The 18,716-nt window shown below is 70.7% G+C and carries 17 protein-coding genes and 2 pseudogenes; 16 read left to right on the top strand and 3 right to left on the bottom strand.

Going from position 1 to position 18,716, the window contains the following annotated elements; translation table 11 throughout:
• The first annotated feature begins 103 nt into the window (after positions 1–103).
• The 4 genes from OVA21_RS06725 to hisG are packed head-to-tail and all read left to right on the top strand — an operon-like array spanning position 104 to position 3,886.
• Positions 104–2,005: a heavy metal translocating P-type ATPase gene (locus tag OVA21_RS06725; RefSeq protein WP_268092072.1), complete on the top strand. Its 1,902-nt coding sequence runs from the start codon at positions 104–106 to the stop codon at positions 2,003–2,005.
• A 3-nt stretch (positions 2,006–2,008) separates the two neighbouring features.
• Entirely contained in the window at positions 2,009–2,725 is a 717-nt protein-coding gene (locus tag OVA21_RS06720; RefSeq protein ID WP_096905482.1) for an HAD family hydrolase, read from the top strand.
• Positions 2,722–2,985 carry a phosphoribosyl-ATP diphosphatase gene (locus OVA21_RS06715; protein ID WP_120283215.1) on the top strand — a complete coding sequence of 88 codons (264 nt, stop codon included), beginning with the start codon at positions 2,722–2,724 and terminating at the stop codon, positions 2,983–2,985. The genes OVA21_RS06720 and OVA21_RS06715 overlap by 4 nt, the downstream gene beginning before the upstream one ends.
• 49 nt (positions 2,986–3,034) lie before the next feature.
• Entirely contained in the window at positions 3,035–3,886 is an 852-nt protein-coding gene (hisG, locus tag OVA21_RS06710) for an ATP phosphoribosyltransferase (protein ID WP_067714440.1), read from the top strand.
• Between the two features lie 101 nt (positions 3,887–3,987).
• Here the strand turns inward: hisG and OVA21_RS06705 are convergent, their stop codons facing one another.
• Together OVA21_RS06705 and OVA21_RS06700 are read right to left on the bottom strand one after the other, a co-directional pair.
• Complete coding sequence (locus tag OVA21_RS06705; protein ID WP_326493463.1) at positions 3,988–4,758, bottom strand: thioesterase family protein; 771 nt, start codon at positions 4,756–4,758, stop codon at positions 3,988–3,990.
• Complete coding sequence (locus OVA21_RS06700; RefSeq protein WP_268092071.1) at positions 4,755–5,666, bottom strand: RecB family exonuclease; 912 nt, start codon at positions 5,664–5,666, stop codon at positions 4,755–4,757. The genes OVA21_RS06705 and OVA21_RS06700 overlap by 4 nt, the downstream gene beginning before the upstream one ends.
• A gap of 59 nt (positions 5,667–5,725) precedes the next feature.
• On the opposite strand from OVA21_RS06700, the gene OVA21_RS06695 reads away from it, so the two are divergent.
• The 12 genes and pseudogenes from OVA21_RS06695 (at position 5,726) to OVA21_RS06645 (ending at position 17,714) form a co-directional block, all read left to right on the top strand.
• Positions 5,726–6,565 carry a tRNA (adenine-N1)-methyltransferase gene (locus OVA21_RS06695; RefSeq protein ID WP_268092070.1) on the top strand — a complete coding sequence of 280 codons (840 nt, stop codon included), beginning with the start codon at positions 5,726–5,728 and terminating at the stop codon, positions 6,563–6,565.
• A 97-nt stretch (positions 6,566–6,662) separates the two neighbouring features.
• Positions 6,663–8,363 carry a proteasome ATPase gene (gene arc / locus OVA21_RS06690; RefSeq protein WP_096905486.1) on the top strand — a complete coding sequence of 567 codons (1,701 nt, stop codon included), beginning with the start codon at positions 6,663–6,665 and terminating at the stop codon, positions 8,361–8,363.
• The gene (gene dop, locus OVA21_RS06685) at positions 8,360–9,877 is read left to right on the top strand and encodes a depupylase/deamidase Dop (protein ID WP_268092068.1); all 1,518 of its coding nucleotides are present in this window, start codon (positions 8,360–8,362) and stop codon (positions 9,875–9,877) included. Before arc ends, dop begins: the two co-directional genes overlap by 4 nt.
• Before the next feature lie 54 nt (positions 9,878–9,931).
• Positions 9,932–10,108, top strand: a complete 177-nt coding sequence (locus tag OVA21_RS06680; protein ID WP_096905488.1) for a ubiquitin-like protein Pup — start codon at positions 9,932–9,934, stop codon at positions 10,106–10,108.
• Between the two features lie 6 nt (positions 10,109–10,114).
• Positions 10,115–11,521: a Pup--protein ligase gene (gene pafA, locus OVA21_RS06675; protein WP_119191679.1), complete on the top strand. Its 1,407-nt coding sequence runs from the start codon at positions 10,115–10,117 to the stop codon at positions 11,519–11,521.
• A gap of 11 nt (positions 11,522–11,532) precedes the next feature.
• Positions 11,533–12,501, top strand: coding sequence for a helix-turn-helix transcriptional regulator (locus tag OVA21_RS06670; RefSeq protein WP_268092066.1), 969 nt, complete (start codon positions 11,533–11,535; stop codon positions 12,499–12,501).
• A pseudogene (locus OVA21_RS06665) lies at positions 12,498–12,812 on the top strand (helix-turn-helix transcriptional regulator); the annotation flags it as partial. The gene OVA21_RS06670 and the pseudogene OVA21_RS06665, both read left to right, overlap by 4 nt.
• 134 nt (positions 12,813–12,946) lie before the next feature.
• Positions 12,947–13,078, top strand: a pseudogene (locus OVA21_RS19330) (WYL domain-containing protein); the annotation flags it as partial.
• Positions 13,079–13,123: 45 nt separating this feature from the next.
• Positions 13,124–13,465, top strand: coding sequence for a hypothetical protein (locus OVA21_RS06660; RefSeq protein ID WP_442778966.1), 342 nt, complete (start codon positions 13,124–13,126; stop codon positions 13,463–13,465).
• Between the two features lie 108 nt (positions 13,466–13,573).
• Entirely contained in the window at positions 13,574–13,996 is a 423-nt protein-coding gene (gene tatA / locus OVA21_RS06655; protein ID WP_268092064.1) for a Sec-independent protein translocase subunit TatA, read from the top strand.
• A 12-nt stretch (positions 13,997–14,008) separates the two neighbouring features.
• Positions 14,009–15,070, top strand: coding sequence for a twin-arginine translocase subunit TatC (gene tatC / locus OVA21_RS06650; protein ID WP_132063311.1), 1,062 nt, complete (start codon positions 14,009–14,011; stop codon positions 15,068–15,070).
• Positions 15,054–17,714, top strand: coding sequence for a DEAD/DEAH box helicase (locus OVA21_RS06645; RefSeq protein ID WP_268092062.1), 2,661 nt, complete (start codon positions 15,054–15,056; stop codon positions 17,712–17,714). Before tatC ends, OVA21_RS06645 begins: the two co-directional genes overlap by 17 nt.
• A 51-nt stretch (positions 17,715–17,765) precedes the next feature.
• Here OVA21_RS06645 and OVA21_RS06640 read toward each other — a convergent pair whose 3' ends face one another.
• The gene (locus OVA21_RS06640; RefSeq protein ID WP_082923805.1) at positions 17,766–18,695 is read right to left on the bottom strand and encodes a 5'-3' exonuclease; all 930 of its coding nucleotides are present in this window, start codon (positions 18,693–18,695) and stop codon (positions 17,766–17,768) included.
• Positions 18,696–18,716: the final 21 nt, after the last annotated feature.

The following is an 18,716-nucleotide window of genomic DNA, read 5'->3' as shown; positions in this document are numbered from 1 at the left end:
CCGATCTGGCGGTGAATCCACCAGCCCCGCGTCGGCATCGACGCGGGGCCGGGCGGACGGGCCACTCCGCACGTTCGTCGGCTCTCGCCAGGGGGTACTCGCGATGGCCACCGTCCTGGCCATCGCGATCCACCTCGTGTCGCGCGCGGTCACCGGTCCCGGCGTCTCCACGACGGCCGAGTGGCTGATCCGGGCTCCCCTGATCGCGGTGGTCGTGGTCGGCGGGGTCCCCCTCATCCTCGGAGTACTGCGCTCAGCGGTGAGGAGCGCGGGCGGGGCGGACATGCTCGCCGCCATCTCGATCATCACGGCGGTCGCCCTCGACGAGTGGCTGGTCGCCGCGATCGTCGTCCTCATGCTGTCCGGCGGCGAGGCGCTCGAGGCCGCGGCGTCGCGGAGGGCATCGGCCACCCTCGATGCCCTCGCGCGGCGCAGCCCCGCGATCGCGCACCGACTCCGCGGATCCTCTCCGGCCGCGGGCGTGGACGACATCCGCGCGGAGGAGGTCCGCGTGGATGACCTCCTCCTCGTCCTCCCTCACGAACTGTGCCCCGTCGACGGCGAGGTCGTGGGTGGCGACGGAGCCATGGACGAGTCGTTCCTGACCGGCGAACCGTACGTCGTGCCGAAGTCACCCGGCTCCCAGGTGCTCTCCGGGGCCGTCAACGGGGAGGTGGCGTTGACCGTCCGGGCCGAACGCCGGGCGGCAGACTCCCGGTACGCGCAGATCGTCGGCGTGCTGCGGGAGGCGGAGGAACACCGGCCCCCGATGCGTCGCCTCGCCGACCGTCTCGGCGCCTGGTACACGCTGGTCGCACTTGCCCTCGGCGTCCTCGGCTGGGCCATCTCGGGTGACCCGACCCGCTTCCTCGCCGTTGTCGTCGTCGCGACCCCGTGTCCACTGCTCATCGGCGTCCCGGTCGCCATCATCGGCGCCATCTCACTGTCCGCCAAGCGCGGGATCATCATCCGGAACCCGGCGATGCTCGAGAACGTCAGCCGGATCGAGACGATGATGTTCGACAAGACGGGAACACTGACCTACGGTCGGCCCGTCCTGACCGAGATCATTCCTCGACCGGGCACCGATCCGGATGGCGTGCTGGCGACCGCAGCAGCGGTCGAGGTTTACTCCCGTCATCCTCTTGCCCGAGCTGTCGTCGACGCCGCCACCGAACGAGGTCTCGCCATACCACCACTCAGCTCGGTCGCCGAGAAACCCGGCGCCGGACTGGTCGGTGAGGTGGGCGTCCACAGCCTTCGCCTGACCAACCGTCGTGGACTCGCCGCGGTCGACCCCGACGCCGTCGACCTCCTCCCGGGGACGGAGGCCGGTCTGGAATCGATCGTCCTCCTGGACGAACGGTACGCCGCCACCTTCCGGTTCCGGGACGAACCGCGGGCGACCGCAGGCGACTTCATCGCACATCTGCCGCGCTCGCACGGCGTCAAGCACATGATGATCATCTCGGGTGACCGCGAGACCGAGGTCCGCCGGTTGGCGGACCGGGTGGGCATCAGTGAGGTGTACGGCGGGGTCGGCCCCGAGGGCAAACTCGCGATCGTCCGCGAACGCACTGCCACGGGGCCGACGCTGTTCCTCGGGGACGGCATCAACGACGCCCCGGCGATGACGGCCGCGACCGCAGGAGTCGCGTTCGGTGCCACCTCCGACGTGACGTCCGAGGCCGCCGACGCCGTGGTGCTGGATTCCTCACTGGAGCGCCTCGACGACCTGCTCCATATCGGAGCGCGTATGCGTCGGATCGCCCTGCAGTCAGCGGTCGGCGGGATGGCCGCCTCCGTGATCGGGATGCTCCTCGCCGTCTTCGGGTTGCTGAGCCCTCTCGCGGGGGCGATCGCGCAGGAGGTCATCGATGTGCTGGCGATCCTCAACTCGGCGCGCGTCGTGATGGTGCCACGGAAGCTCAGTGACTTCGATGCGATCCCGTCGCAATCGGCGCCTCGGGTCACCCCCGGTTCACTTGACTCGGGTAGACAGTAGGCCGTGACCAGCAATTCCTCTGACAGTGTTCCGGCCGCCGTCTGTCTCGACATGGACGGCACCCTCGTCGACACCGAGCGACTGTGGGACATCGCCGTGTACGAGCTCGCCGAGCACCTGGGGCGCCCCCTCGACGAGACGACGCGCGAGAGGACGCTGGGCAACTCCCTCCACGGGTTCTTCGAGATCCTCGGCGAGTACACGGGTCGCCGGATCGTGGGCGAGGAGTTCGACCGCCTCGCCCACCGCTTGAACTCCCGGGTCACCGAGCTGATGCGAACTGATATGAGGTGGCGGCCGGGCGCCGAGGATCTCCTCGCCGATATCGCGTCGACGGGGACTCCGGTCGCGTTGGTCACCAACACCACCGCCGATGTCGCGGTGGTGCCCCTCGAGTTCATCGACCGCTCCCGCTTCGACGTGGTGGTCACCGGGTGCATGGTCACCGAGGCCAAGCCCGCCCCGGACCCGTATCTCCTCGCGTGTGCCCGGCTCGGGGTGGAGCCCGGCTCGGCGGTGGCGGTGGAGGATTCCGTCACCGGCGCGACCGCGGCGGTCGCCGCCGGATGCCGGGTGCTGTACATCCCGTCGACCGACGGCCAGCCCGGCGTCGTCGGGGCCCACACCCACGACACCCTGGAGGGCGTCGACACCGCGGCGCTCCACGGGCTCACCTCCGGCACACCCGTGGGTGCGGCTATGGGACAATCGAGCGTGTGAAGACCTTCGACTCGCTGTTCACCGAGCTGTCCGAGCGCATCACCGCGCGCCCCGAGGGGTCCGGCACCGTCGCCGCGTTCGACAAGGGTGTGCATCATCTGGGCAAGAAGGTCATCGAAGAAGCCGGAGAGGTGTGGATCGCCGCCGAGTACCAGTCCGACGAGGAACTGGCGGAGGAGATCTCGCAGCTCCTGTACTGGACCCAGGTCATGATGCTCAGGCGCGGACTCGGCCTCGAGGACGTCTACCGACATCTCTAGACCCCGCCCCGCGTCCACCCTCACGCTCACAGATCCCGGAGCCCCCGTCATGCTGCGCGTCGCACTGCCCAACAAGGGCGCCCTGTCCGAGTCCGCCTCCGAGATGCTCGCCGAGGCGGGGTACCGCCGTCGGCACGAGGGGAGCAAAGACCTCACGCTGATCGACCCGGACAACGACGTCGAGTTCTTCTTCCTCCGTCCCAAGGACATCGCCGTCTATGTGGGCTCCGGCCGCCTCGAGATGGGCATCACCGGCCGGGATCTGGCCGCGGATTCCATGGCCGAGGTCGATGAGCTCCTCGATCTGGGCTTCGGCCACTCCACCTTCCGCTACGCCGGTCCCGCCGGGGCGGGATGGTCCACCGACCGGCTCGCCGGCGCGCGGATCGCGACCTCGTACCCCAATATCGTGCGTCGGGACCTCCAGCAGCGGGGGGTCGAGGCGGAGGTCATCCGCCTCGACGGCGCCGTGGAGATCTCGATCCAGCTGGGGGTGGCCGACTGCATCGCCGACGTCGTGGGGTCCGGGCGGACGCTCAAGGTCCACGGCCTGGAGGCGTTCGGCGACATCCTGTGCGACTCCTCGGGCGTGCTGATCTCCCGGGCGGACGCCGAGGTATCCGCGGCGATGGCACAGCTCAGGGCGCGCCTGCAGGGTGTGGTGTTCGCCCAGCAGTACATGATGCTCGACTACAACTGCCCCAAGGATCTGCTCGACGAGGTCTCGGCGATCACGCCGGGGATCGAGTCGCCCACGGTCTCGCCGATGGCGGACCCGGCGTGGATCGCCGTCCGGTCGATGGTGCCGCGCAAGCGGGTCAACTCGATCATGGACGAGCTCGCCGCGTCCGGTGCGAAGTCGGTCATCGCGACCGACATCCGTTCCTGCCGAATGGGCTGACAACCACAAGATCCGCTACCCTCCCTTCGAATCCGCTACCCGCACAGGGGTAGCGGATCCGAAGTCGGAGTAGCGGATCCCTGGGCAGGGACCGCGCCCGATCAGACCCGCTCGACCAGCAAGGCCTGCAGGGTGTGTCCGATCGCACCGACCTCGTCGAAGAGCGTTCCGGTGGTCGCGCCCACCCCGTCGGGACCGATCGAGGCCCGCGCTGTCACCCCGATCCACTGCCCGACGGGCCGGCGGTGCAGGTGCGTGACCACGTCGGTGTTGAGGAATCGCCACTCGTGGGGCTCGAGGACCGCTCCGACACCGTTGGCGATGTCCGCCACGCACATCACGTGTTCGGCGGGGGTCGTCTCCTCACCTGCCACCAGCGGCAGGGTGGGCCGCGCCCACACCGTGCCGTCCTCGGCACCCCGGATCTCGAGAGAGTCGATGTAACCGCTGGTCCAGCGGTTGAAGAACTCACTGTTGTGATCAGCTCCCGGCAACTCGCGGGGCTGATCCAGCGTCTGCTCGACCTCCGCGGTGTCGCTGACGAGCATCCGCCACGCACTCGCCCGGGCGACGATCCGTCCCCGCGCCTCGAGCTCGGACTCGACCAGCTGGATCCGCCGGCCAGGTCGGGTCACGCGCGCCCGCGTCCGCAACTCGCCCAGGGGCACCGGACCCAGCAGGTCGACCGCCACCCGCGCGATCCGCGTCTCCTCGGACGGGTCCAGCCGATCCATGGCCCGGGTGAGGAGGGCAGAGGGCGGGGCCCCGTGTTCCAGGTCGGGGCCCCAGGCGCTCACGGTGTGCGGCGTCGCTCGGAAGACCTCCCAGCCGTCGTCGGTACCCAGCGGCTCGAAGTAGGCCTCCGTCATCATGTTCTCCTCGGTTCTCCCTGACCTGACAGCAGACTGTCCGTCCCGGCTGGTACCACCCGCGTCCCGGGCCACCCCGGGTACTCCGGCGGGGTACCGCCGTACGCCGGACACAGCGCCTGATGATTGCACCAGTCGCACAGGCGGGACGTACGGGGGCGGAAGTACCCCGTCTCCCCGGCCCGCTCGATCTCCGACCAGAGCGAGTCGAGGGACGCCTCGGTCTCACCGAGGGACGCATGATCCGGGGTGAGGGTGAGCCAGCTGCCGTTCTTGAGGTAGATGAGTTTGAGCTGCGCGGGGAGCACCCCGTGGACGCGGTGGTACATCAGGGCGTAGAAGCGCATCTGGAACATCGCCTGGTGCTGGTACCGCGGGTTCGGGGGTTTGCCGGTCTTGTAGTCGACGACCCTGACCTCGCCGGTCGGCGCCACGTCGACCCGGTCGAGGTAGCCGTGGAGCGGGGTCCCCGACTGAGTCGCCGTGAGCAGGTACTGCTCGCACGAGGCGGGGGAGAAGCGCTGCGGGTCCTCGACGCCGTAGAGGGCCGAGACCAGGCCCGCGACCTCGGCCTCGAACCCGGGGCGTTCGGCCACAGGTACCACGTCGGCGCCGTCCTCCGCCGCGTAGAAGTTCTCGACGGCGGCGGGGACGAGGTCCGCGGCGCGCTGCGGTGCCCGGTCGGACTGCTCGAGGCCGTAGAGCTCCTCGAGCACCGAGTGGACGACGGTGCCCGTCACCTGGGCGCGGGTCTTGGGCTCCGGGATCCGGTCGATGGTGCGCAGGCGGTACAGCAGCGGGCACTGCCGGAAGTCCGCCGCGCGCGAGGCGGACAGGGCGAGGGGCTTGCGTTCCGGCAGGGGTACGTCGCCCGCTGCCGGGATGCCGCCGATTTCCAGGGGATCCGTCACACCTGGCAGGGTAGACAACCGGTCGGACAACCGGCCCGTATGTCCCCCCTGGAGGTCCTGTGCAGCGATCCGGTCCGTTCGTCGTGGGCGACCGCGTCCAACTCACCGACACCAAGGGGCGCAAGTACACGGTCGTCCTCGTCGAGGGCGCCGAGTTCTTCACCCACCACGGGGCCGTCCGCCACGACGACCTGATCGGTGCGCCGGAGGGGTCGATCGTCACCTCGACCAAGGACTCCCACTACCTCGCGCTCCGGCCGCTGCTCACCGACTACGTGCTGTCCATGCCGCGCGGCGCCCAGGTGATCTACCCCAAGGACGCCGCGCAGATCGTGCACGAGGGTGACGTGTTCCCCGGCGCCCGGGTGTTGGAGGCCGGTGCCGGTTCCGGCGCGCTGACCTGCTCACTGCTCCGGGCCGTGGGCCCCGAGGGTCGGGTGTTCTCCTACGAGATCCGTGAGGACCACGCCGAGCACGCCGAGCGCAACGTCCGCACGTTCTACGGCGAGCACCCCGAGAACTGGGACCTGCGCGTCGCGGACCTGGCCGAGACCTCCGTGGAGGCGCTGGAGGGCCAGGTCGACCGCGTGGTGCTGGACATGCTCGCGCCCTGGGAGTGCCTGCCCACGGTGAGCGACGTGTTGGTGCCCGGCGGGGTGCTGGTCGCCTACGTGGCCACCACGACCCAGCTGTCGGACGTCGTGGAGGCCCTGCGGCGTCAGCAGTGCTGGACCGAGCCCCGGGCGTGGGAGTCGATCAACCGCGGCTGGCACGTGGTCGGCCTGGCCGTGCGTCCGGAGCACCGCATGCAGGGCCACACGGCGTTCCTCGTGACCGCCCGCCGGCTCGCCGAGGGCGTGACCACCCTCAAGCCCAAGCGGCGCAGCGGAAAGGGCTGACCGGCGGACTCGCAGGGACCTGCGCCCGCGTCCGCCGATAGGGTGGAGGGGACGACGACGAGGTGACTCGTCGACGACCAGGAGGGCAGGTGATCGCGTGACCGAGGGACGTTCCCCGGCCGGCGACGGGCAGGACCGGGTCGCCATCGACCGGGCCGAGCTCGCACGGCTGCGGAAGGCCGTGGACGAGGGGGCCCGCTCGGACCGCGAGAAGGCGATCAAGATCGACGCCCTCGGCGCCCGCAACGTCCGGCTCGCGGACCTGCTCAGGGACTCGCGCGACCAGCTCGAGGCGCTCAAGGGTGAGGTCGAACGACTCGGCACCCCGCCCAGCACCTACGGCGTCGTACTGGCCCGACCCTCCGGCCCGGACTCCGTGGAGGTCATGGCCGCGGGTAGGCGGATGCGCCTCGCGATCGCCCCGGGGGTGGACGCCGCCGAGCTGACCGCCGGTACGACGGTGCGTCTCAACGAGGCCATGACCGTGCTCGAGGTCTCCGGGGAGCTGCCCGTCACGGGCGTCACCGCCGTGTTCCGCGACGTACTCGCCGACGGCGTCCGCGCCCGCGTCGTGATGGGCAACGACGAGGAGCACATCGTCGTGCTGGCCACCGCCCTGCGGGGCGGTCGGACCGCCGAGCACCCCGCCCCGGTCCGTCCGGGCGACGCGGTGCTGGTCGACCCCAAGGCGGGCGTGGCGTACGAGGTCGTGCCCAAGGCCGAGGTCGACGAGCTCCTGCTCGAGGAGATCCCGATGGTGGAGTACTCCGACATCGGTGGACTCGGACCGCAGATCGAGCAGATCCGCGACGCCATCGAGCTGCCCTTCATCCACCACGACCTCTACCGCGAGTTCCACCTGGCCCCACCCAAGGGCGTCCTGCTCTACGGGCCCCCCGGCTGCGGCAAGACCCTCATCGCCAAGGCCGTCGCGCACTCGTTGGCCCGCGCGTCGGCGGTCTCCCGGGGCGACGACGTCTCCGACGGTCGCTATCCCAACTCGTACTTCCTGTCCATCAAGGGCCCGGAACTGCTCAACAAGTACGTCGGCGAGACCGAGCGGCACATCCGCTCCATCTTCGAGCGGGCGCGTGAGAAGGCGACCGAGGGCAACCCGGTCATCGTGTTCTTCGACGAGATGGACTCGATCTTCCGCACCCGCGGTTCCGGTGTCTCCTCGGACATGGAGACCACGATCGTGCCCCAGCTGCTCGCGGAGATCGACGGCGTGGAGGACCTGCGCAACGTCATCGTGATCGGCGCCTCCAACCGCGAGGACATGATCGACCCGGCCATCCTGCGCCCCGGCCGGCTCGACCTGAAGATCCGCATCGACCGGCCCGACCGCGACGCCGCGACCGACATCCTGGCGAAATACATCACCCCCGACCTGCGCTTCGACCCGGAGGAGGTCGGGGACGCGGACGAGCAGACGCACGTGGCGGACCTCATCGACCGGATCGTCGACAGGCTCTACACGCGCGACGCGTCCACCACGTACGTGCACCTGGTGTACGCGTCGGGCCGCCGGTCCTCCCTGTACCTGGCCGACCTCACCTCCGGGGCGATGCTGCGCAACATCGTGGACCGGGCCAAGAAGCTGGCGATCAAGGACATCGTCCACGGCACCGGGCAGGGCCTGACCACAGACGACTTCCTCGACGCTGTCGACGCCGAGTTCGCCGAGAGCGCGGACCTGCCCAACACCTCCAACCCGCAGGAATGGGCGCGGCTGACCGGTGTCCGCGGTGAACGCGTCGTCGACGTCTCCATCCCCAACAAGGGCGTGGACCAGTGACCCCTCCCGTTCAGAGCGCGTCGGGTGAGGTCGGGCGAGGCCGGATCATCGGCACCGAGATCGAGTTCGGCATCGTCGCGGTCGGGCAGCCCCTGCTCAGCTCGGTGGTCACCTCCACCCAGGTGATCAAGGCCTACACCGACCCCGGGGAGTCCGCCGGCGGCGCCGACGAGACCCGCTGGGACTACGAGTCGGAATCGCCCCTGCGCGACGCCCGCGGTTTCGACCTGGGAGCCGTGCGCGCCTACGACCCCGGCGAGTTCGGGGTGACCAACCGGGTGCTGACCAACGGCGCGCGCTTCTACGTCGACCACGCGCACCCCGAGTACTCCGCGCCGGAGGTCGACTCCCCGCGCGACGCGGTGATCTGGGACAAGGCCGGCGAGCTCGTCATGCACCGCGCCGGGGTCGAGTCCTCGACGACCGAGGGCAACGCCGAACTCAAGCTGTACAAGAACAACGTCGACGGCAAGGGCGCCTCGTACGGCGCGCACGAGAACTACCTCGTCCGCCGCGACGTCGACTTCGACGCCCTGACCCTGAGCCTGGCACCGCACCTGCTGTCGCGGCAGGTGTTCTGCGGCGCCGGACGCGTGGGGATCGGTCAGTCCGGCGAGACGGCCGGCTTCCAGCTCTCCCAGCGCGCCGACTACATCGAGGTGCTCACCGGGCTCGAGACGACCCTGCGTCGCGGGATCATCAACACCCGCGACGAGCCGCACGCGTCCGACGAGACGTGGCGCCGACTGCACGTGATCATCGGCGACGCGAACATGTCCGAACTGGCGACGTACCTCAAGATCGGCACCACGTGCCTGGTCCTGGACGCCATCGAGGAGGGCGTGGACTTCTCCGACCTCCTGCCCATCGACCCCGTGGAGGCGGTGCACGTCATCAGTCACGACACGTCGCTGACCGCCACGGTGCCGCTGCCCGACGGCCGCGCACTGACCGGGATCGGTCTCCAACGCGAGATCCTGGACCGGGTCGCCGACCTCGTCGGCGACGGCGCCGGCCGACCGGACTGGGCCACCGAGGTCCTCGCCGAATGGCGGGAGATCCTCGACGCCCTCGAGCAGAACCCCATGTCGTGCGCCGACCGCCTGGACTGGCCCGCCAAGCTGCGTCTGCTCGAGGGGTTCCGCGCCCGCGACGGGCTGGACTGGGACCACGCACGGCTCGCGCTCATCGACTTCCAGTACCACGACATCGATCCGGAACGCGGCCTCTACAACCGTCTGGTGGCGAAGGGCGCGATGCGCCGACTGACCACCCCAGACGAGGTCGAGGCCGCCGTCACGACCCCGCCCGCCCGGACGCGGGCCTGGGCCAGGGGACGCTTCCTCGCGGAACTCGGAGACAGCATCCACTCCGCCGGATGGGACCTCGTCGTCGTCGTCGACTCACGCGGCCACCAGCGCCACGTCGACCTCACCGACCCGTACACCGGGACCCGGGAGTACTGCGAGGCGCACCCGGACTTCCTCACCACCGACGGACCGTCACCGTGGTGACCGCACCGACACGCACCTCCGACCACCGAACCTCCCACCGTTAAGGAGAAGTCCATGTCCCGGATCCAGAAGAACGCCGGCGGCCCCGCCGACGGTGACGACGAGGCCGGCCAGGTCGCCAAGGCCGCCGACACCACCTCCGCCGACTCGCTGCTCGACGAGATCGACGACATCCTCGAGACCAACGCCGAGGAGTTCGTGAAGTCCTACGTCCAGAAGGGCGGGCAGTAGACCGCCATGATCCGTCGCATCGTCGGGATCGAGACGGAGTTCGGGATCACCAGCGTCGGCGGTGACGGCGCGCGGTCCCTCGGCGCCGACGAGATCGCCCGCTACTTCTTCCGGCCCGTCGTGCAGCGGTGGCGCAGCTCCAACGTCTTCCTGGAGAACGGCTCCCGCCTCTACCTCGACGTGGGCTCCCACCCCGAGTACGCGACCGCCGAATGCGACGGCCTGCGCCAGCTCGTCGCGCACGACAGGGCGGGGGAGCGGATCGTCGACGACCTCGCCCTGCAGGCCGAGCAGGCACTCGCCGCCGAGGGGATCGACGTCAACGTCTATCTGTTCAAGAACAACACCGACTCGGTGGGCAACTCCTACGGGTGCCACGAGAACTACCTGCTCGACCGGGCCACCCAGGTCCGCAGCATCGCCACCACACTGTTGCCGTTCCTCGTGAGCCGGCAGCTCCTCTGCGGCGCCGGCAAGATCCTGCCCGGCACCCCGGCGGGCGTGGGACTCGGCGAGACGGAGGAACCGACGTTCTGCTTCTCCCAGCGCGCCGAACACATGTGGGACGGCGTCTCGTCCGCCACCACCCGGTCGCGACCGCTCATCAACACCCGAGACGAGCCGCACGCCGACTCGACCCGGTTCCGGCGCATGCACGTGATCGTGGGCGACTCCAACATGATCGAGACCACCACGCTGCTCAAGATCGCCAGCACCCGGCTCGTGCTGGAGATGCTCGAGGCGGGCGTCGAGCTGCGCCCGATGGCGGTGGCGCACCCGGTTCGGGCCATCCGGGAGATCAGCCGCGACCTCACCGGCACGCGGCCCGTCGCGATGACCGACGGCACCACCATGACGGCGCTGGAGATCCAGCGGGAGTTCCTCGCCGGGGTCCACCGCTACCTCGACAGCGGCGGCTGGGAGCGCGACGATCGCCCCGACATCGAGCGGTGCGTGGCCCTGTGGGAGCGGGTGCTCGACGCCGTCGAGTCCGGGGACCACGAGTCGATCGCCGCCGACATCGACTGGGCCGCCAAACTGCGGCTCATCCGGCAGGTCCAGGACAAGACCGGCGTCGACCTCGACCACCCGAGGCTGTCCCAGATCGACCTGACCTACCACGACGTGCGGCCCGGACGCGGGCTCCACTCGGTCCTCGAACGCCGCGGGCTCGTCTCCCGCGTCGTGGACGACGCCGAGGTGGAGCGGGCCCGCACCGTCGCGCCCGAGACCACCCGCGCCGCGCTGCGTGGCAGGTTCATCACGGCCGCCCGTGACGCCGAGCGCGACTTCACCGTGGACTGGGTCCACCTCAAGGTCTCCGACGGCACCCTGCCCACCGTCGCGCTGACGGACCCGTTCGCCCACGAGGACCCGCGTGTCGACGAACTCGTCGCCGCGCTCGGACGATAGCGTCTCCAGGCGTGCCCACCTCGAAGTCCCAACGTCTGGTCAACCTCGTGATCTGTCTGAGGTCGACCAACACGTTCCTGTCGGCGGGGGAGATCCGCAGGATGGTCCAGGGGTACGACGACGCCGAGAACGACGCCGCCTACCTGCGGATGTTCGAACGGGACAAGCGGGAGCTACGCGACGCCGGGGTCCCGCTCGAACAGGGCGCCTCGCTGGCCCCCGGATCGCCGGCCGGGTACCGCATCCCCGCCCACGGGTACGAGCTGCCCGACATCACCCTCACGCCCCAGCAGGCCGGCGTGCTCGCCGTCGCGGCCGAGGTGTGGCGCGAGGGGGAGCGGGCCGCGCGTGCCGACGGGGCGCTGGCCAAACTCACCGCCGCGGGGATCGAGCCCGCGCACGACGCCGGCGCGACCGTGTCCGTGACCGACCCGGCCGAGCTGGCGACCGCCGCCCTGGTCGCCGAGGCGATCGCCGAGGGATCCTCGGTCACGTTCTCGCACACCCCCGCGGGCGCCGCCGAACCCACCTCCCGGCGGGTCGAGCCCTGGTGGACCGGATCCCGCCACGGCCACTGGTACCTCGTCGGTCACGATCTCGACCGAGGCGAACCCCGGACGTTCCGGCTCGTCCGCATCTCCGACGTCCGGCTCGGGCGCGCCGCCCGGACCGTCCCCGTCCCGCCGACCGAGCAGGTCCTCGCGTTGCTGGACGGCGCCGTCTCCCGGCTCAACCCCCTGGTGGAGGCCACGGTCTGGGCCGCCGACGGCAGAGCCGCCGAGCTGCGCGCCATGGCCCGGTCCCAGAGCCCCGCCCGGCGATTCGGCAGGGACGGGGTCGACCTCGAGGTCGCCGCGCCGCTCGGTGAACTGTCCGCGCTCGTGGCCGCCCAGGGTGCCGACGCCGTAGCCCTGCGCCCAGCCGAGCTCCGCGTCCGGGTCGTGACGATCCTCACCGCCGCCGAGGAGACCGCCCGATGAGCGCCCGCGCCGTCCCGCTGGCCACGTTGCTCAGCGTGGTCCCGTACTTCCACACCCGGGGCGCCGTCCCCGTGGCCGACGCGGCCCGCGACCTCGGGTTGACCGAGAAGCAACTCCGGGCCGCCCTGTGGCAACTGTGGTCCTGCGGTCTGCCCGGGTACGGCCCCGGTGACCTGATCGACCTCGCCTTCTCCTCCGAGGACCTCGACGACGCCGATCTCGTGGAGGTGACCTTCACCGCCGGGATCGACCGCCCTGTCCGGCTGACCGCCGCGGAGGCGGTCACGCTCGAGACCGGCCTGGCGGTGTTCCTCGACCAGCCGGAGGTGATCGACCAGGGCGCGCTGCGCGACCTGCTGTCGACGCTCCGGACCGCCACCGGCGCCGACGTGCACGCCGGGGGCTCGACGCCCGACGCGAGACGGCCGACTCGGACGCGGACGTCGTGCGCACGGCCGTCCACGACGGTCGGGCGCTGCGCTTCGTCTACCACTCGGCCAGCTCCGACACCTCCACCACCCGGGTCGTGGACCCCGCACGCCTGTCCGTCGCCGACGGCCATTCCTACGTCCACGGGGTGGACCGTGAGTCGGGTCAGTGGCGGACGTTCCGCACCGACCGGATGAGCGGGGTCGAGGAGGTGGGGCCGCGCCGCGCGCTGGGACCCCGACCCCAGGACGACGGCGAGGGCGACGTCCGCCTGGAGTCCGCCCGTGTCCCCGCCGCCGCGGCCTGGTTCCTCGACGAGTTCCGGTTCCACAGCGTGGTCCGCCGCCCGGACGGCGACCTGGAGGTGGAGATCGCCTACCACGACCGGGCCTGGCTCCTGCGCTTCCTGCTCGGTCATGCGGACGTCGTGCGGGCCGCCGATCCCGAACTGTCCGCCGAGGTGGCGGGCCGCGCCGTCGAGGGGCTGGAGGCGTACTCGGCGGAGCCGGGGAAGACCTCCGTGACGGAATCGTGAATTCTCGGTAAATAACCAGGTAGCAGCCGGTTTCGGGGAGCGCTCGAGAGACGCCGCCCGGTGTGGGTGCGCTAGCATGGGCACGTTGTCAGACAAACGGAGGTTGACATGGGTGCGTTGAGCATCTGGCACTGGCTCATCGTCCTCGCGGTGGTGCTCCTGCTGTTCGGTTCGAAGAAGCTCCCGGACGCCGCCCGCGGCCTCGGACGGTCGATGCGCATCTTCAAGTCCGAGATCAAGGAGATGCAGAACGACGACAAGCCGGTCGAGGACCACGCGCCGCAGGCTCTCACCCAGGCGCAGCCGAACGCCGCCCAGTACGCGCAGCCGCAGGCACAGCAGTCCGCCCAGCCCCAGCCGCAGCAGTACCAGCCGCAGGCACCCCAGCAGTACCAGCCGCAGGGGCAGCCGAATGCCCAGGGGCAGGGTTACCCGCAGGCACCCCAGCAGCCGTACCAGCCACAGGGGCAGCAGCAGTACACCGACCCCACCGCCCCATACCACGGCGGTCAGGGTCAGCAGGGGCAGTAGGCCGACCCCTCCATGACGCAGACCGACACCGCGGACACCGGCGCCACCCGCAAGGGTGGCGCCGGTCGCCTGCTGACCAGACGCCGCCGCAGGCCCCGCAACCCGGACGGCACCATGCCGTTGATCGAGCACATCTACGAGCTCCGCAACCGCGTGCTCATCGCGATGGCGGCGATCATCGTGACGTTGGGCTTCGGATTCTGGTGGTACGGCAGCGGCTTCTTCGGCATCCCGTCGTTGGGCGGGATCCTCACCGGCCCCTACTGCGACATCCCCCCGGGGGCGCGCCTACAGCTCGGTGACGACGGCGACGAGTGTCGCCTGCTCGCCACCGGACCGTTCGAGCAGTTCATGCTCCGGCTCAAGGTGTCCGCCACCGCCGGCATCGTGTTGGCCAGCCCGGTCTGGCTGTACCAGCTGTGGGCGTTCATCACGCCCGGCCTGCACAAGAACGAGAAGCGCTACGGGGTCGTCTTCACCATCCTGGCCGCGGTGCTGTTCATCGGCGGCGCGGTGCTCGCCTACGTCGTGATCGTCCACGCGTTGGAGTTCCTGCTCTCGATCGGCGACAACGTCCAGACCACCGCGTTGTCCGGCACGCAGTACTTCACGTTCCTCATCCAGCTCATCCTCATCTTCGGCGTGAGCTTCGAGATCCCGCTCCTGATCGCGATGCTCAACGTCGCCGGGGTCGTGAGCTACGAGGTTCTCGCCAAGTCGCGCCGCGGGATCATCATGGGCATCTTCGTCTTCGCGGCCGTGGCCTCGCCCGGCCAGGACCCGTTCTCGATGCTCGCCCTCGCACTGGCGGTGACCATCCTCGTCGAGGGCGCGATCCAGTTCGCCCGCCTGCATGACAAGCGCAAGAACAAGTCCCGCGCCGACTGGCTCGAGGTCGACGACGAATCCGCCTCGCCCCTCGGCCCCGCCGACGACCTCGGCGGATCCAGCCCACTCGAGCGGCCCGCCCCTCTGACCACCCCGGCCCCTGACACCGGCACCCGAACGCCCGGCGACACCCGACCGCTCCAGGCCCCGGCCGGTGGCGGTTCACTCTATGACGACATCACTTGACCGTCCCCGGACCGATCACCTGCTCGGGGACTTCCTCACCGGGGAGGGGTTCTCGCCTGACCCCTTCCAACTGGAGGCGTTCTCCGCCCTCGACGCGGGAAGCAACCTGCTCGTCTCGGCGCCCACCGGGTCCGGCAAGACCCTCGTCGGCGAATACGCGGCTCACCGGGCGCTCGCCGGGGGAGGGCGCTGCTTCTACACCACCCCGATCAAGGCGCTGAGCAATCAGAAGTTCCGGCAGTTCCGCACGCGCTTCGGCCCCGAGAACGTGGGGCTGCTCACCGGCGACCACTCGATCGACGCGGACGCGCCCATCGTGGTGATGACCACCGAGGTCCTGCGGAACATGATCTACAGCGGCTCGTCGGCGCTCCACGACCTGGACTGCGTGGTGATGGACGAGATCCACTACCTCGGGGACCGCTCGAGGGGCGTCGTGTGGGAGGAGATCATCCTCACCCTCGATCCGGTCGTCCGCCTGGTCGGGCTGTCCGCCACCCTGAGCAACACCGACGAGCTGGGCGACTGGATCACCGAGATCCGTGGCGACACCGCGGTGGTGCTGTCCGAGCACCGTCCCGTGCCGCTGGCCCACATGCTCTACACCGATGGGGACCTGATCCCCATCCGGGCCGCTGCCGACCAGCGCAGACGGTCCCGGAGCGGCTACCACGAGGAGCGGGTCACGGCCCGGCCCCGAGCGCAGTGGGCCAGACGCCAGGACGTCATCGAGAAGCTCGACGACGAGCGACTCCTGCCGGCCATCTACTTCGTGTTCTCCCGGGCGGGGTGCGACGGCGCGGTCGCTCAGATGCGTCGCGCCCGCCTCCGGCTCACCACCGGGGAGGAGGCCCGGCGTATTGCCTCACACGTGGACGCCGCCTGCGCCGAGGTCCCACAACACGACCTCGACGCCCTCGATTTCACCTCGTTCCGCGCCGGGCTGGTCAACGGGCTCGCCGCCCATCACGCCGGGATGCTCCCGCTCTTCCGCACCATCGTGGAGGAGCTGTTCTCCGCAGGGCTGATCAAGGTCGTGTTCGCGACCGAGACCCTGGCGCTGGGCATCCACATGCCGGCTCGCGCGGTGGTGCTGGAGAAGACGACCAAGTTCAACGGCGACACCCACGCGATGCTCACCTCCGCGGAGTACTCACAGATCACGGGCCGGGCCGGCAGACGGGGCATCGACACCAAGGGCACGGCAGTCGTGCTCGACCAGCCGGACCTCGACCTGGACGCCCTGTCCGCGCTCGTCGACACCCCGCGGTTCCCATTGCACAGTGCCTTCGCTCCCGACTATTCGATGGCGGTCAACCTCGTCGAGCAGCTCGGCGTCGAGGAGGCCACCATCCTGATCGGCCGGTCGTTCGCCCAGTTCCAGACCGACCGCACCCTGGTGTCCCGGTCCCGCGCCATCGAGCGCCGGTCCGATGAGCGCGACCGCATGCGGGCGTCGCTCGAGGAGGCCGGGGGAGACGAGGACCTCGACGAGTACATGGGGTTGCGCGCCGAGCTCAGCCGTCTCGAACGCAAGGCCGAGAAGTCGAACCGGGACGACCGGCTGGCGTCCGTGCGCGCGGCCATGCTCAAGCAGACCGCCGGCTCCGTGATCACCGTGGGCCGCAAACGATTCGGCATGGTGGCGACCGTGCTGCAGGTCCGGACCGACATCCAGTCCGACCCCGCGCTGCTCTGTCTCACCGACACCGGGTGGACCGGCTGGTTACGCCAGAACGACTTCGCCTCGCCCCCGATCCCCGTGGGTCGGGTCGACCTGCCCAAGGGCCGCCGCAAGCTCGACGGGCGCGCCAAGCGGGCTCTGGTCCAGCGGATGGAGCACCTGCGGGGCAAGGCGAAGGGTCGGATGAAGAACGCCGGCGGTAAGCCGGTCCGCAAGGACCCGCGGATCGCCGCGGCGCGCCGGGCACTCCGGCAGCACCCGCTGCACGAGGACCCCCGGATGGACAAGCTCGCCCGCCTCCACGAGCGCTGGGCCCACGCCGACGCCGACGTGGCCGCGCTCACCGCCGAGGTCGACGCCGACGCCGATTCGCTGGCCCGCCGCTTCCGCCGCATCGTCGACCTGCTCCGGCACCTCGGTTATCTCGAGAAGGTGGACGGCGTACTCCGTGCCACCGACGCCGGGCGGCTCCTGGCCGGGGTACACACCGAGCAGGACCTGTTCGTCGCTGAATGTCTGCGGCGGGGAGTGTGGCGCGGGCTCGATGCCGCCGGCCTCGCGGCGGTCGTCACCACGGTCGTGGCCCACCCGCGGACGGACTCCGCGGTCCGCGAACCCTCCGACGACACCCTGCGCGCCGCCCTCGCCGAGACGGAGCGGGTGGCCGGTGACGTCGCCGAGATCGAACGCGCGCACCGCCTGCCCACCACCCCGGACCTGGACGCCGGCCTCGCGCCCGTGATGCACCACTGGGTCTCCGGCGGGGCGCTGGCCTCGATCCTCGCCGCCTCGTGGCAGGAGGGCGTCGAACTCACCGCCGGCGACTTCGTCCGCTCCGCCCGCCTCGTGGTGGACGTCCTCGCCCAGGTCGGTCAGGTCGCCGAACCGGAGCTCGCCCGCACCGCCCGGTCCGCCGTGGGGTCACTGCGCCGCGGTGTGGTGCTCGACCACATGGCCTGAGCCGACGCGGACGAGCGGCGACGGGAACGGGGCGACGGGCGCCTGCCCGGCTCAGACCGCGTCGAGCCCCTCGGTCGCCTCGACGAGCCGGCCGATCGCGCGGGCCTGCCCGGTCGATTCGCCCAGCGCCTCGAGGCGGTCGGAATCCACGGCGCCACGGCGTCCGTCGACGTCGCCCTCGAACCGTACGTCGAACGCCCGGCCGCCCAGGCGGACGACCCCGCGCGCGGCGGAGAGGTAGTCGGCCCCCTCGGTGATCGCCGTGCGCTGGCGGGCGGTGAGCGCCGACCCCGGATCGCCGGCGGCGGCGACGATGCCGTCGAGGTCGCCGTATTCGCGCAGCAGGGCCGCGGCGGTCTTCGCACCGACCCCCGCCACGCCGGGCAACCCGTCCGACGCGTCGCCGACCAGCACCGCGTAGTCCGCGTACACGCGGGCGTCGTCACCAGCGGGCAGATCGAAGCGCTCCGCCACGACCTCCGGGGTGTACGCCAGACGCTTCTTCATCCCCGCTCCCACGTACACCACGGTGGTGCTCGCCGATGCCAGCTGGAACAGGTCGCGGTCGCCCGTCACGACCAGCACCTCGCGATCCCGGGCGGCCAGCGCGGCCAGCACGTCGTCGGCCTCCGCGTCCTCCGCCCACGCCTGGGCGATGCCCGCCGCCCCGAGGATTCCGCGGATCGACTCGACCTGCGGGCCCAGTGACGCGGGGGCGTCCTCCTCGCCGTCGTCACCCACGCGGTGCGCCTTGTACGAGGGCAACAACTCCACCCGCCAGTCCGGACGCCACGCGCGGTCGAGGCCGGCCACCAGGCCGGTCGGGGAGTACTCGTCCACGAGCACGGCCACCATGTCGCAGAAGCCGCGCACGGCGTTGGCGGGGGAGCCGTCCGGGCCGGTGATCTTCTCGGGCACGGAGTGGAACGCGCGGAACCACAAGCCGGCGCTGTCGAGAACCATGAGCGGGCCCTGGGACACCGCGCCTCCTTGATGTCGTCG

Origin of the sequence: Dietzia sp. SL131 (genome assembly GCF_026672565.1) — a bacterium.
In the GTDB taxonomy this organism is placed as follows: Bacteria; Actinomycetota; Actinomycetes; order Mycobacteriales; family Mycobacteriaceae; genus Dietzia; species Dietzia kunjamensis.
This window is presented reverse-complemented; position numbering and strand designations above follow the sequence as displayed.